This window comes from Pseudoalteromonas sp. Z1A6, from assembly GCF_011378745.1.
GTDB classification, from domain to species: domain Bacteria; phylum Pseudomonadota; class Gammaproteobacteria; order Enterobacterales; family Alteromonadaceae; genus Pseudoalteromonas; species Pseudoalteromonas arctica.
The window spans coordinates 1-14,462 of the sequence record NZ_WTKW01000075.1; the positions used below are offsets into that span (position 1 = coordinate 1).

Annotated in this window: 16 protein-coding genes; 5 read left to right on the forward strand and 11 right to left on the reverse strand. The window is 37.2% G+C overall.

Annotation, left to right across the window (positions count from 1 at the left end):
• Positions 1-113 precede the first annotated feature (113 nt).
• Positions 114-2,303 (reverse strand): EAL domain-containing protein, encoded by a 2,190-nt coding sequence (locus tag GQR46_RS06905; protein ID WP_165721145.1) that lies wholly within the window; start codon positions 2,301-2,303, stop codon positions 114-116.
• Positions 2,304-2,414: 111 nt separating this feature from the next.
• Between GQR46_RS06905 and GQR46_RS06910 the strand changes: the two genes are divergently transcribed.
• Both GQR46_RS06910 and GQR46_RS06915 read left to right on the forward strand, forming a co-directional pair.
• Positions 2,415-2,996, forward strand: a complete 582-nt coding sequence (locus GQR46_RS06910; RefSeq protein ID WP_007580289.1) for an SRPBCC family protein — start codon at positions 2,415-2,417, stop codon at positions 2,994-2,996.
• A complete protein-coding gene (locus GQR46_RS06915; protein WP_024590186.1) occupies positions 2,965-3,852 on the forward strand; it encodes a TIGR03899 family protein in 888 nt (295 codons plus the stop codon). Before GQR46_RS06910 ends, GQR46_RS06915 begins: the two co-directional genes overlap by 32 nt.
• A 33-nt stretch (positions 3,853-3,885) precedes the next feature.
• On the opposite strand, the gene GQR46_RS06920 is transcribed toward GQR46_RS06915, so the two are convergent.
• The 10 genes from GQR46_RS06920 to GQR46_RS06965 all read right to left on the reverse strand — a co-directional run bounded on the left by GQR46_RS06920 (position 3,886) and on the right by GQR46_RS06965 (position 12,771).
• Positions 3,886-4,656, reverse strand: coding sequence for a TIGR04219 family outer membrane beta-barrel protein (locus GQR46_RS06920; protein ID WP_007580285.1), 771 nt, complete (start codon positions 4,654-4,656; stop codon positions 3,886-3,888).
• A 3-nt stretch (positions 4,657-4,659) separates the two neighbouring features.
• Positions 4,660-5,646 (reverse strand): DUF2333 family protein, encoded by a 987-nt coding sequence (locus GQR46_RS06925; protein WP_010554262.1) that lies wholly within the window; start codon positions 5,644-5,646, stop codon positions 4,660-4,662.
• A gap of 8 nt (positions 5,647-5,654) precedes the next feature.
• Entirely contained in the window at positions 5,655-6,167 is a 513-nt protein-coding gene (locus GQR46_RS06930; protein WP_081709148.1) for a copper chaperone PCu(A)C, read from the reverse strand.
• A gap of 76 nt (positions 6,168-6,243) precedes the next feature.
• Positions 6,244-6,570 carry a hypothetical protein gene (locus GQR46_RS06935; RefSeq protein ID WP_010554260.1) on the reverse strand — a complete coding sequence of 109 codons (327 nt, stop codon included), beginning with the start codon at positions 6,568-6,570 and terminating at the stop codon, positions 6,244-6,246.
• A gap of 172 nt (positions 6,571-6,742) precedes the next feature.
• Positions 6,743-6,949, reverse strand: coding sequence for a PspC domain-containing protein (locus tag GQR46_RS06940; protein ID WP_008172691.1), 207 nt, complete (start codon positions 6,947-6,949; stop codon positions 6,743-6,745).
• A gap of 9 nt (positions 6,950-6,958) precedes the next feature.
• Positions 6,959-7,639 (reverse strand): PspA/IM30 family protein, encoded by a 681-nt coding sequence (locus tag GQR46_RS06945; RefSeq protein ID WP_165740524.1) that lies wholly within the window; start codon positions 7,637-7,639, stop codon positions 6,959-6,961.
• 236 nt (positions 7,640-7,875) lie between these two features.
• Positions 7,876-8,814: a tRNA dihydrouridine(20/20a) synthase DusA gene (dusA, locus tag GQR46_RS06950; RefSeq protein ID WP_240922895.1), complete on the reverse strand. Its 939-nt coding sequence runs from the start codon at positions 8,812-8,814 to the stop codon at positions 7,876-7,878.
• Positions 8,815-9,490: 676 nt separating this feature from the next.
• Positions 9,491-11,167: a methyl-accepting chemotaxis protein gene (locus GQR46_RS06955; protein WP_231609594.1), complete on the reverse strand. Its 1,677-nt coding sequence runs from the start codon at positions 11,165-11,167 to the stop codon at positions 9,491-9,493.
• Positions 11,168-11,223: 56 nt separating this feature from the next.
• Entirely contained in the window at positions 11,224-11,688 is a 465-nt protein-coding gene (locus GQR46_RS06960; RefSeq protein WP_165729211.1) for a hypothetical protein, read from the reverse strand.
• Positions 11,689-12,150: 462 nt separating this feature from the next.
• Positions 12,151-12,771 carry a MarC family protein gene (locus tag GQR46_RS06965; RefSeq protein WP_165729212.1) on the reverse strand — a complete coding sequence of 207 codons (621 nt, stop codon included), beginning with the start codon at positions 12,769-12,771 and terminating at the stop codon, positions 12,151-12,153.
• A gap of 95 nt (positions 12,772-12,866) precedes the next feature.
• On the opposite strand from GQR46_RS06965, the gene GQR46_RS06970 reads away from it, so the two are divergent.
• The 3 genes from GQR46_RS06970 to GQR46_RS06980 all read left to right on the forward strand — a co-directional run bounded on the left by GQR46_RS06970 (position 12,867) and on the right by GQR46_RS06980 (position 14,272).
• Complete coding sequence (locus tag GQR46_RS06970) at positions 12,867-13,304, forward strand: transcriptional repressor (protein WP_007580267.1); 438 nt, start codon at positions 12,867-12,869, stop codon at positions 13,302-13,304.
• Between the two features lie 75 nt (positions 13,305-13,379).
• Entirely contained in the window at positions 13,380-13,847 is a 468-nt protein-coding gene (locus tag GQR46_RS06975) for a chemotaxis protein CheX (protein ID WP_007580265.1), read from the forward strand.
• Positions 13,844-14,272, forward strand: coding sequence for a secondary thiamine-phosphate synthase enzyme YjbQ (locus GQR46_RS06980; RefSeq protein WP_165740526.1), 429 nt, complete (start codon positions 13,844-13,846; stop codon positions 14,270-14,272). The genes GQR46_RS06975 and GQR46_RS06980 overlap by 4 nt, the downstream gene beginning before the upstream one ends.
• The last annotated feature ends 190 nt before the right edge of the window (positions 14,273-14,462 follow it).

Here is a 14,462-nt window from a genome sequence, read left to right on the forward strand (position 1 = left end):
GGGAACAACCACACTACATAGGCTCTGCCTTGCCTAAATACCAAACAATCTGCTGCAAAATTAATCACAAAAGTTCAACACGCCCTAACTTAAATAATAATAAGTTAATCTTTTTAGCGTTTATTTATAAATTCTATTAATTCATTTTCAGGCATGGGTTTAGCATACATAAAACCTTGTACTTCATCGCATCCTAAATTTTTTAAGAACTGGGCTTGCTCTTGTGTTTCGACCCCTTCAGCAATCGTTTTTAAGCCCAACTTAGCACCAAGAGATATAACTAAGGCAGCAATAGCGCCAGTGTCGTCATTTGGTAAATCTTTAATAAATGCACGATCTATTTTCAACCGATCCAAAGGTAAACTTTGAATGTAACTCAGCGACGAAAAACCAGTACCAAAGTCATCAATAGCAACTTCCATTCCGAGTTCTTTTAGCTCACTTAGCGTACTAATAACCGTTTCCAGCTCATCCATTACTACGCTCTCGGTGATTTCTAATTCTATGTTTTTTGGCTTAACACCATATTTTAACAATGTATTTTTAACAGTTTGCGCATAACCTTTTACTTTAAACTGTGGAACAGACACATTAACTGCAATACAAATTTCTGTGCCCATATTTTCTAGGCGCTTTTGCTGTTGGCAAGCTTGTTCTAATACCCACTGCCCTATATCAACAATTAAGCCCGCATCCTCTGCAAGTGGCACAAACACAGCCGGCGATATATACACGCCATCACTTGCCGGCCAGCGTAATAATGCCTCACATCCAATTAGCGATAAGTCATCTAGTGCAAGTTGAGGTTGGTACCATACCTCTAATTTATTTCGAGCAAAGTCATGACGTAACTGCCTAATAATCCCTATCCGCCAAGCCATCTTATCTTGCATATCAATATTGTAATAAACGCCTTCTTTATGCTTTGCTTTTTTAGCTTGGTCAAGTGCAATATAAGCAACTTTCAGTGTATCAATACCGCTACTTTGAAAGTCTTGTTGTTGGCATAAGCCCACTCTAAAATCGATAGGGAGTAAATGTTCTTCTGCGTAAAATGAAATACCTAATTGCTCATTCAACTTTTTTAAGTCAAATTCGTCTTGGCGAATAATAAAACCAAAAACATCAGCGCCAATACGTGATAGTAATTTAGCTGTTGGGTAATTTTCTCTTAACCTTTGCACAATGCCAATTAATACTTTATTGCCGACCTCTTGCCCTAAGCCGTTATTAATATCTGCAAAATTAACTACATCAAGTAATACAAATACATGATCGTTCACGTGTGGCTTTTGATAACTCACCACACGCTCAATAAAGTTAGTACGATTTGAAATACCAGTAAGCACATCTTTATAAGCAGCATCTCTTAACTTTACAAATAACCTTATGTTATCAAGTGCTACACTTACATTAGTTAAGAAAATTTCAGCAAATTGTAGCTGTGCTTGTAAGGGAATGTGGTCGCACTCTATATATAAAGCCGCTTTTCGATGCTTACTTTTTAATATAAATGTTGAACTTGAGTCTATGTGTTGGTGCTTTGACAAACCAAAACACGACTCAACTTGTTCAAATACTTTGCTATCAACATTAATTAATTTTTTACCAAAATAGCTTTCGTAATGCCCGCAACCACCTAAGACCTGAATAAAATCATCGCCATCTAACTTACTGCAAACAAGCCCTCTAGGTGAACATTTTAAAATAATACTCATGTGCTTGATGATTTCTTTGCATAATTGCTTAACATCAGTAAGTCCTAAAATAGACTTTGATGCTGAAACAATCGTGTTCATTGCATCACTTTGATATTCAAGCTGACATACCTGCTCGTATGAGCGAATAGCGGTTATAAGCGAAGTTACTAACTTAGAACGAGTCAGCTCTGTTTTCGTTTTATAGTCATTTATGTCGTATTCTCGTATTACTTTTTCTTCTGGTGTAATACCTGCTTGCCCTGTTCTTAAAATAATTCTTACATGCTGATTATTTAATTCGTCACGCACCCTTTTTACAACCTGCAAACCGGCATCGTCAGTTTCCATAACAACGTCTAAAAAAATAACCGAAATATTTTTATTTTTAGCTAGCACTTCTATTGCTTCTGCACCCGAATAAGCATCGTGAAATCGCAAGCCAGCCCCTAAAAACTCAACGCCAGACAAAGCTAATTTTGTTACAGAATGAATCTCAGGTTCGTCATCAACAATTAAAATATCCCAAAACTTAGTCTGCTCAACAACAGCATCGTCTTCAAAATCTTGTTCAAAAAATAAAAAATCGTTTTGATCTGACGACATTCGCTCTCCTAAGTAGCAATCAATAAATTATTTTTGGTTTATAATCTAATTCATACTATAGTCGATTAATAAAAAGTTGTTGTATTTCAACTTGAAAAACTAATAAAAGGTGTGCTTATTAAACCATTAAAAATATTAATCAAATGCGTACTGTTATTACTATTAGTATTGGCACTGGTAGGGCTAATACTGCCTCAAAGTTATAGTGTAAATAAAACAATCGAAATTAATGCCAATCTTAAAGTAATAAAGCCGCTTATCACCGACTTTAGCCAATGGCAAAAATGGTCTCCATGGGAAAAAGTAGACCCCAGCATACGTTTTACTTTGGGCGAACCCAGTTCTGGCCTAGGGGCTCATCAGTCTTGGAAAGGAAAATGGGGGTATGGTGAAATGATCATAACTTCGGTAAGCCAAAATAAAGTCAGCTTCAACATACTTTTAAATGCTGAACATATTATTAGAGGCACTTTTAACCTTAGCGAGCAAAACGGTATAGTTACGTTAATATGTAATATTAAAGGTCAAACAACTGCTCCTTTAATATCTGGTTACACTGCAATTTTGAGCGAGTACGTACTCAGTAATACAGTTTCACTGGGTTTAAATAACCTTCAAACTGTTGCACAGCTTAGTGATCCACAAAGGATAATGCACAGTCATGACAGTCAAAACAGCACAGGCGAGAATTAATCTTGCCAACATCATCGAGTCCTTGCTTGGTTACCCTATAACAAAAGTAGGTAGTAACGGTGTACTACCTACTAACGAGCAAAGTTACGATATTAAGGGCAAAATTAAGCCGCTTTATCATATCAACAGTGAAAACTCTGTTTTAGCTCGCGCTCAAAAGCGCCAAGATTTATTACTCATTAAACAACAACAAAATATAGAATCAATTTTAGCAGTGGCTATGGGATTTTGCCCTGATGTAGCAAGTAGTAAACAGCCCGATGTTGATTGGGTAGAGCATTTTATAGCTCTGTGTGAAGATACTTCTAATGAATCAATGCAAATTTTATGGGCAAAAATTTTAACAGGAGAAACACTCAATCCTGGTACGTTTTCAATTAAAAGCCTACAAACTTTAAAGCATATGACACAGCGAGAAGCAGACTCTTTGCAAAAATGTGTGTCGCTCTCAGGCTATAACGAAAAAGACGACAGCCACTTTATATTACTCGGCTTTTACAAAAAACCATCGTTGTTTGATTTGCTACGAAAAGGCAATAAAGTATCTTTAAATTTAGGAAAAACGGGTATTAGCTTTCCTGATATTTTAACGCTCATGGATCTTAATTTACTGTATAGAAAAGAAATTGAATCTGCAGTGCTTAAAGCGGGGCAAGAACTTACCCTTTCATTTTTATCGCAAAAAGTAACGTTAAAAGCAAAGAGTAGTGATTTGGTATTAAGCTATTACAAATTTACTCAAACAGGTGATGAGCTATCTAAACTCATTAATTTCCCTGTCAATAAGGTCTATAAGCAGTTGATTAATAATGCGCTAGAGGGAGAGTTTGATTTAGCGTGGCACGCAATAAAATAATATGCCACGCTTCATTTAATTAGAAAATACTAATTAAAAATGAACCTGAATACCCGCAAATGGGCCAGATGCATCAATATCAGTAGTAATATCATCTACATCATCAAGTTCTAATACCATAGAGCGGTAACCGGCTTTAACAGCAACATCTACTGCTAGGTTATCAATAAGTTCCCACGCTACGCCTACTTGGTAATCTTGTACTTTACTATCGTCAATAGCCAAAAAGCTACCTTCAAAAAATACACTTAAACCAGTAAATGGTAAGCCAGCTTCGGCACGGCCGTATGCAAGAGGAACAAAACCAGAGAAGTCTTTGGTTTCGGTAAAGTTAGTACCACCATTTTGGGTAGTGCCGCTTACAACAATATCACCGTCAAACTGTTTAGCATTTAAACCTAGGTCTATTGAAATTAAGTCATTATCAAAAATTTCATAATAAAAAATATAATCAATATGCGTTAAATCACTTACCGTATTTACAGTAGAACCAACAACATAATCAGAACCATTAAAGCTAAATGTATCTGTAAGCAGCGCAGAACCATTTAACTCAAGCTCTGTATACTTTAATTTGATATTTGGTACTAACGGCACTGGGTGCTCAAGCGCCGCGTAATAACTTACAAAAGTCTCATCTTCAAAATTAAAATCTTGAGATGCATTATTTTTGTAAGAAAATTGGCCATCGTTATCTGACTTCCATCCATCAACACCTACGTATAAACCTAGTAGAGTGTCAGCTTGCGCTGCTGGTGCTAAACATGCCATTGAAAGGGCTGCTGCTAAACAATACTTTTTCATTTTTTATCCTTGAGCTAGTAGTTCGCTAAGTTCGATTAAAGCCGCATTGGCTCTAGAAATATAATTTGCCATAACTAAAGAGTGGTTAGCAACATAGCCAAAACCATTCCCGTTTAAAATAAGTGGGCTCCATACTGTTTCTTGAGTTGCCTCAAGTTCACGTATGATTTGTTGAACGCTTACACGTGCATTTTTCTTTTCAAGTACATCATTAAAGTCATACTCTATCGCTTGTAAAAAATGCAGTAACGCCCAAGTAGCACCGCGCGACTCGTAAAACACGTCGTCGATTTCTAACCACGGTGTTCTTACTTGCTGCTGCAGTGGAGCAAGAGTTGCTTGTTTATTAGATGAATTACCCGCTAAATCGGTGTTCACTTTTTCTTGGCCTACACTGGCACTTAAACGCTGACTTAAGCTACCTAAACGTTTTTCAGCTTCTTTAAGCCAACTACGTAAGTTATCTGCTCGTGCGTAAAATTGGCTATCGCGCTCATGCTCGTTAGCAATTTGTCCACGATATACCATTAAATAATCAATACCTTTTTGATACTCACCTTCAGCACTTGGCCATGCCCATGCTTCAGAGCTTATATTAAACTGTGGCTGCGCCTTTTTAAGTGCTTCATGCTCAGTAGACTGTGATTGCGAACGGCTAAAATCTTTTCGCATAGAAAGCGACAAATCACGCACCATTTCTAGCGCGCCATATTCCCACGCTGGCATATCATCCATAATAATACTTGGTGGTATTACATCATTTGATAAGTAGCCACCGGGTTTATCTAGTAAGGTATTTGCTACTGTAATTAATGTAGAAGTCGTTACATAACCCGTAACTATTTTTTCATTACGAAGCTGCGCTTGCTCTTTGGCGTTTGCAACAACATCAAAACGTGAAGGCTCAGTGCTCCAATAAACAGCAATTGCGTAAAATATGATAAGCAGTAAAACAACTATTCCTGCTATTTTTCCTTTGTGTTGCGACATGTGTACTCCTAGTGATGAGCGTGTTGAGTAGATGGTTTTGACTGCGTAGCTTGCGCTTCAAGCGACACGACTTGAGCATTAGTGAACAAGCGATTACCGTCACTAAAATATAGCGTGAGTTTGCGTTCTTGCCCTACTTTTAATGGCTCTTGTGGTTCAAATACCATTAAATGATAACCCCCAGGTTGAAAACTGACACTTTCGTGCGCTTTAATTTCAACTGATTCAACTTGTTGCATTTTCATCATGCCGTCTACATGTGAATGCTCGTGTATTTCAACACGCCCTAAGCCATCAATAGTTGCCTTAGTTAAAGTTGCTGCGGCTCCACTGTGATTTATCAGCGTTAAATAACCTACAGTTGAAGTACTGCCAGGTAAAAACTCTCTAATTTGCGCGTTAGTTACTTCGAGCACAGCCACATCAGAACCATGATCATGCCCTGAGTGCGCCGCCAACGATGACGAAAAAAAACTAAATATTAATGCAGAAGCCATCGAAAAACATAGTTTCGTCATCATTCTTATCCTTATGAAAACTTTAAATTACAGGCTAAATTTAACATAGTTAACCTATAATAGTCAGTCAAATTAAGGATTAAGAGGCTACTTTTTTGTTATCGGCAACAAGCCAGCACAACACTGCAACAAATAGTAACGGCCATGCAATCATTATAGATCCGAATAAAAGCGCTAAAACAGTCCCTGCTAATGCCACTACACCCGCACCAACTAATCCCATAGTAATTAAAGCCACTACAGCAACTACAGCAACAATTGCGGCCAAAGCACCTACAAGCTCAAGCCCAGCCCAGCTAATATCAGCAATCCATAACGGCAACTGCCAAGAATCAATCTGCACAAACGTTATTAAATCAGTAAACAGTAATAAATAGATAATTACACATACTGCCAAAGCTTTCATAGTAATTCTCCTTATACCAACCGGCTTATATATGAGGTCGATTTAACGATAAGAAAATTGCGCTATAACTAGGCAAAAATTTTTATATCTAGTTGTTCTAAATAAAAATTTTTAACAACGTTATAGAGTGATTTAATTCGTTAAATTGTTCAAATATTTATGCCTATTGGTATTAATACTCTTTATTTTCAAGGCAGCAATGCGCTATAAAATAACCAAGTGCAATTGCAAACGGAAAACTCAAAAATAATAAAATAGTAACTACGCGTGTTGCCCATACAGGAAAGTCCAATCTATGAGCTAAACCACTACACACACCCGATATTTTTTTATTTAGAGTATCTTTATACCAACCTCGTTGACGATTAAAGCTGTTCATAGCAATCTCCTAAGCAGTTTGTTTTAAATTAGTATTTAAGTCCGCTTTTAAGCGAGCCAGTTCAGCATCAATTTTTTCATTTTTAACTAACGACTCAATTTGGGCACTCGTAGAGCTTGCTGTATCAGTCAGCTCATAAGCCTCTACTTGAGCTTCAATACCTTCAACACGCTGCTCTATTTGTTCAAAACGAGACAACGCATGAGCTACTTTATCGCTTTGTAGTTGCGTACTGATTCGCCCTCTAGCAATAGCAACATTATGACGCTGCATTAACTGAGCTTGCTTAGTTTTAGCCATAGCCATTTTTTGCTGCAGACGCTCACAATCAGACTTAATTTTTGCAATAGACTCTTGCAGTGTTTCTAGTTGAGTTTGCTTCTTTTCAATGCTTTCGTTAACGCGCTGCTTTTCAAGTAAGGCAGACTTAGCAAGGTCATCACTGCCCTTCTCAACCGCACGTTCTGCTTTAATTTGCCAAGCTGCTAATTCTGTTTTTTTAGTATCAATTTGGCGATTAATTATTTTCTCTTCACACAATAAAGCGGCTGCTGTACTACGGCACTCATTCAACGCATCTTGCATCTCGGTAAGCATCAAGTTTAAAAGTTTTTCTGGGTCTTCTGCTTTATCAAGCATAGCGACAATGTTTGATTGAATTACATCATTTACGCGGTTAAATATTCCCATGGTATTCTCCTGTTGATTTTTAATTAATTTCAACAAGGAGAGTCCAAGAGTTGTGCCAAGTTCATCAAAAAAAATAAAACACTTAAAATCATAGTGATAAACAACAAGCACTCTAGTTTTTAGTGACTTCCAGCTGAACAGCATAGAGTGTAATTGGCCAATAAATCATGCTTTTGACTAATATTTAGGATCAAAAAAGCCACTCGAAAGTGGCTTAAATTTAGAACTTTTAAAGCTTAGCTTTGTTCTGGTACAAAGCTTAATGCTTTATCCATTACCGATAAATCAGCTTGCTTACCATGACCACTTTCAGAAAGATGGCGTCTAAAACCTCGAGCACCAGGCTGCCCCTGAAAAATACCGAGCATGTGACGTGCAATATGCCAAAAATTAGCACCCAAACGCATTTCTTCTTCAATGTAGCTGTACATTGAGCGCACTACGTCGTGGCGTGATTGTGTGTTTGCAGCATCACCATAAATTTTCTCATCAACGTCATTGAGCATAAATGGGTTACTGTAAGCTTCACGCCCAATCATTACACCATCAATATGTTGTAGATGTTCTAGGCTCTGCTCAATTGTTTTAACGCCGCCATTTAGGCTTAAGTCTAGCTGCGGATAATCTTTTTTAAGTTGATAAACACGTGGGTAATCAAGCGGTGGGACTTCACGATTTTCTTTTGGGCTTAAACCATTAAGCCATGCTTTACGAGCATGAATAATAAAATCATCACATCCTACTTTATGAGACGCTTCAATAAGCGCACATAAAAACTCATACGAATCTTGCTCATCAATACCAATACGCGTTTTAACAGTTACAGGAATACTTACTTCGTTTTTCATTGCTGCAACACAGTCCGCAACTAATTGAGGCTCAGCCATTAAGCATGCGCCAAATCGACCATTTTGAACTCTGTCTGACGGGCAACCTACATTTAAATTTATTTCGTCATAGCCACGCTCACCTGCCAGTTTTGCACATTGCGCAAGCGCTTTAGGATCAGAGCCACCAAGTTGCAGTGCAACTGGGCCTTCGTGTTTATTAAAATGTAAGTAGTCGCCTCGACCAAATAAAATAGCCCCTGTGGTTATCATTTCAGTATAAAGCACAGTATGTTTAGTCATTTTGCGATGAAAAGTACGACAATGGCGATCAGTCCAATCAAGCATTGGTGCCACAGAAAAGCGTCTATCCAAAGTACATTTATTCAAAGCAAACCTCAGGGTATTAAAGTTATTAAGCACAGCTTAAAAGGCGCTGCATTTTACACAAAAGCCTAGCGAGCATCAATGTAAAGAAAACACCTAAAAACCAAAATAATAATCTACACCAATTAAAATAAACCATATGACTCTGCTAAAGCCCATTTATCTGTAGAGGTTAAACTTTCAACAGCTATGTTTATTTTTAGGTAAGGCAAAGTCTACGTGATGTGGCTATCCCTATAAATAGGCGATAACGCAGTATAAATACCAAACAGATGTTGCCCTTTGGATTCGCCCTTGGGGCGATTTACCTTTGTAGCCTACATAGGTTTAGATTAGGGACATTAACAGAACGCAAAAACTTTGCCCGCTTTTAAGCGAGCCCACAAGGTTACAAACCTCACGCCGCGATTAATTCCCCTAGATAAAACAAATCTTAAAACTGAAGATTTAACAGGCTCAATATATTAACGCGACTATTATTGATTAATTTGTCTGTGCAGCAATAATGAAACTAATACAACTGCAGCAAGACAAGCACATAACCATATTTCATAAAGCGATTATCTACCTTAGGCATGTATGTTTTTTGACGAGCAATAATTCGATTCCATTAACGTCGCAAAGCCAAAAACATAATTTAAACTTTAAATTTATTTAAATTCACTCTTAAATTTGCGATGTATCGGGCAATACTTTCATTCGCTTCTGATGTGTTTTTTGCACCTGTAGACGTTTCTATTGCAATGTTAGTAATATTAATCAGGTTTTGATTTATTTCACTTACAACAGCAGATTGCTCTTCTGCTGCGGTAGCAATCTGTAAGTTTAAGTCTGTAATTTCATTAACAGCAATGGCTGAGTTGGCAAATATTTCTGACGTTTGAGTACTTTTTTGCAGGCACTCGTCAGCACTATTAATGCCTTTATTCATACTAATAACCGCATTTTTAGCTTCGCTTTGTAAGCGAGTAACAAGTCCTTGTATATCAATGGTTGAAACCTGTGTTCGTTGAGCAAGCGCTCTCACTTCATCCGCAACTACTGCAAAGCCTCTACCAGTATCACCAGCGCGTGCAGCTTCTATTGCCGCATTTAAAGCAAGTAAGTTAGTCTGTTCGGCAATACTTTGTATTGTGTCTAAAACACTACCAATGCTGTTCGTTTCAGTAACAAGGCACTCTATTACAGTGCTTGCTTCATCTATTTCTTGAGCTAAACGCTGAATAACAACTTTTGCCTGTGAAGCTTCTAATTTCCCCTTTGATACACGCTCTTTAACTGCTTCAGTTACGTCCGATGCATTTTGGGTATTACTAGCAACCTCTTGGGTAGTACAATTCATTTCCTCTACAGCGGTTGAAACCATTTCTGTCTCAGCTCTTTGCATTTCAACATTAACGACTGTTTCTTGCATTACAGTTACAGCAAACTTTGATGATTCATCTAATTGGGAGAGGTGTATATTAGCCTCGTTTATTGTTTCTCTTAGCATTAGTAAAAATTTATTAAATGCTCTCGCTGTATCTCCAGTTTCATCACCAGCGCTCTCGTCAAGTTTTAAAGTTAAATCACCATCGCCATCAGCTATTTCAATCAATCTATTTTTTAGCTTATTCACTGGTAAAGCAATTGCTCGACTGATCAAATATGATAAAGCAACGCCAACAATGACGGAGAATATAAATATATAAAGAATAAAATGAATACCTTGTTTTTCATCATTTTCAGCTTGGAGCGCTGAATTTAAGGTAAATTTTTGGATCTGGGACAGTAAAGCTATAAGCTTTTTATCGAATTTATCTTCCGCAACCTCTATTGATTTTACTTTATTACTCACACTAGAAACGGTCTGCGTTTTAGTCATCTCAATAACATCACTAATACTCACAGCAATACTTTGATACTCTTTATTTAAAAGCTTTAAATCGCTCGCGAGAGACTTAAAACTCAATTTCGCTTTTTCACTATGCAATTTATCAATTGAGTCAGTGACAAATTTTTCTGACTTATCAAATTCACTCTTAATTTTCTGTGTTAATGAAGTGAGTTTTTGCTCAATTTCTGCATTGTCACCCTCTGGATTTAAACTTACCTGTAATAAAGCTCGCTGAAATAATATTGTCTGTTCTAATTTATGCTCAGACATTTTAGAAAGCATATTGCTAAGCGGTATATCTCGCTCAGCTATATCAACTAGCTCTATACCAATTTTATTCATTTGTATTAAAGATATAACTCCGATCACAAACATTAGTAGTATTTGTGATACCCCTAGAAGGTATATTTTACTTGTAATAGACAATTTATTTAACATTTCAGACCTCTTAATAATTTAGGTTTAACCTAACTCTACAGTTACAAGTCAACACATTAAAAAGGTCTGGTAATAGCTAAACCCACAACAATTGCTTCTTCATTATCAATAAAATCAACAGCTATAGTGGGTGCAATTCCAAAATCTCCTATATGAAAATCATAAGCAGAACTTATGCGGTATAAATTTTCATTATGAGGGTGAGCTCCGCCAATTCTCTCCTCACCATAGCCCACACCTAAACGTATACTTTTGGTTGGATGATAATAAAGCGAAGCCAAAGCTACAGCAGTACCATCGCCATGATGAGCATCGTTTGTACGCTCAAATATCACCCCAGCGCCCCAACCTTGAGTAAACTTATATTCATATTCAACACCAAACGTAAACTCAGTCTCACTATCAAAATGTGTAGTACCAATAAAAAAACCAGGAATATGCTTTACCTCATCACTGGCTTGAGCAATTGGAGCTAAAAAAGTTAATAAACATACCGTGAGCTTTACAGTTTTATTTTTCATAATTTTCTCTTTTAAATAAGGAAACAAAAAAACTCCCACACTACATCACCGTCAGTATTCCTTATAACAAAGCTAAAATGTAATAACTAAATAAACTGTTAAAAAAAATTTATTTCATATGTGGGGCAATATCACTAGTAAATATAGGAAGGGTTGCTTACTTAGTAAAATTTTTTATGAAATCATTCAAGACTATAAATGACGCAGTTTTATTTATATGAAACATGCTTATTTTTGCTGGGTGGGGTAACTCTTATCACTAATCACGATAGCAACATAGATTGAGGGCTATATTAATACCTATTCTCTGTACAGCACTCTATAGAAAGAAGTAAGGGAACACTTAAAAAACGTTGAGAGGAAGCTACGAAGATATTAAGTCGTCATTAGATCATAATGATCGCCAAAAACCCAGAACAGCAATATAGCGTAACGCCTTGCACCTCTAAGTAGGGACTACTTTTAATTAAATACCTGCAAGCCAAAATAATGGGCTATGCCATTTAAAATATTGGTAATCGCAACCGAGCTTAAAATAAGCCCCATAATTCTACTTATTATACTTGCACCACTATCACCAATTAATTTATGTACATGCGTTGCAAGCAGTAACAAAACCAGTACAACCGCTAATACAGCAAGCATCATTGAAGACGTTAGTAATTGCTCAACCCAGGTATATTCTTCATTACGAGTCATTAATACGGCGCCTAACATAGCGCCAGGGCTCGCGATAGACGGAATCGCAAGCGGAAAAATAGCGGTTTCAGTGCTGTCGCGTACACTTTTAATTTCGGCTTCAGGTTTACTTTCACCAAATATCATTGAAAGCGCAAAAATAAGTAATATGATACCGCCGGCTATTTGAAAAGCCGAAAGTGGAATTTCAATTGCGTTAAGTAATTGCTCACCTGCGAGTACAAAAAATAAGAGCACTAATGCAGATACGCCTACCGCTTTAAATATAACTTTACGTTTAAATTTCTCATCATCACCACGTGTGACTGCAATAAATACAGGTACAGTGCCAATGGGGTCAATAACCGCAAAAAAGAAAATAAATATAGCCAATAGTTCGTGCATTACTGGGTTTCCTAGGTAAAAAGCGCTTAATAAAAACGCTGCAACTACAACACAGTATGTTAGTATATCACGGTAGCATAAGGATAAGAGTAATGATGAATATAGAATCACTCGTAAGTAAAGCAAAACAAGTTTGTGACAACCGTGGTGCGCGTTTTACGCCTATCCGCGAGAAAGTATTTCGTCTATTAGCCAGTGCACAAGGTGGTGTTGGTGCATACGATTTGCTTGAGCAATTAAAAGTAACTGAAACAGGTGCTAAACCTGCAACTATTTATCGTGCATTAGACTTTTTAGCTGAACTAGGTTTTATTCATAAAATTGAAAGCACAAATGCATTTATGCTGTGCCATCATTTTGATCATATTCACCCGGTACAATTATTAATTTGCGATACATGTGGCTTTGTTAAAGAATTACACTCGAGTGTAATTTCGCATGAGCTTAATAATCTAGCTGCCGAAGGTGGCTTTGTCGTATCAGGGCAAACAATAGAAGCACATGGTAAATGTGAATCTTGCAGAGCATCATAATCCTTCAAAGTTATCCTTAGTGACTATACTCAAACTATATAGTCATTTCACAGAACAAATTTAAGAGTAGCCACTATGAATGTAGAATTCATCAATCCTTTTTTATCTTCTTTAATTAATGTTTTAAGCACTATGGCTCAAACTCAATTGAAGCCGGGTAAACCTCGCATTAAAACTGATGAGATAGCCTGTGGTGATGTATCAGGTTTGATTGGTATGGTTGGCCCGCAAACGCGAGGATCATTTTCAATTACATTTGATGAAGGATTAGCATTAACCATCATGGAGCGTATGCTTGGCGAACGCCCTGATACCATAGATGAAGAAGTTACCGATATGGTTGGCGAAATAACCAACATGGTAACTGGTGGTGCTAAAAATTTACTTGGCGAGAAAGGCTTCGACTTTGATATGGCAACGCCTATTGTGGTATCGGGTAAAGGTCATACAATTACTCATAAAAGCCAAGGTAAAAAGATCATCATGCCATTTAGCTGTGACGCAGGTAATGCAAACATTGAAGTTAGCTTCGATAAACTATGAGTTGGCAGCAAAAGCAAATTACATTAAAACCTCGCCTGCGAGGTTTTCATATAATTGATGGCGAAATATTATCTCAACTTCCTGAACTGGCGAGTTACAAAATAGGCTTGTTACATTTATTTATTCAGCATACCTCAGCGAGTCTTACAATAAACGAAAATGCAGATCCCACTGTTCGTATGGACATGGAAAGCCATTTCAATAAATTCGTTCCTGAGCGTCAACCTTACTACCGCCACGATTATGAAGGTGATGACGACATGCCCGCGCATATTAAAACCAGTACGTTAGGCTGCGAGCTAAGTATTCCTATTTCAAATGGTTATTTAGCGTTAGGTACATGGCAAGGCATTTATTTAGGTGAACATCGTGATTCTGGTGGCTCTAGACGTATTATAGCAACTATTCAGGGGGAGCTATTTTAACAAAAGCTTCAGGTTTCAAAGTATTAGCTCTTCTGTACCTCACTCATACCTCATAACTTCAAAGTACGACACCTTTCTTGTGGCGCTGAGCTCGCGCGAAGCGATAGCTTCTAACAACCAAAACTTCAATGCTGAATATTGCACATAGAATAAAGTAGATAAGAGAGATTTTAAATTATAATTTTATTTA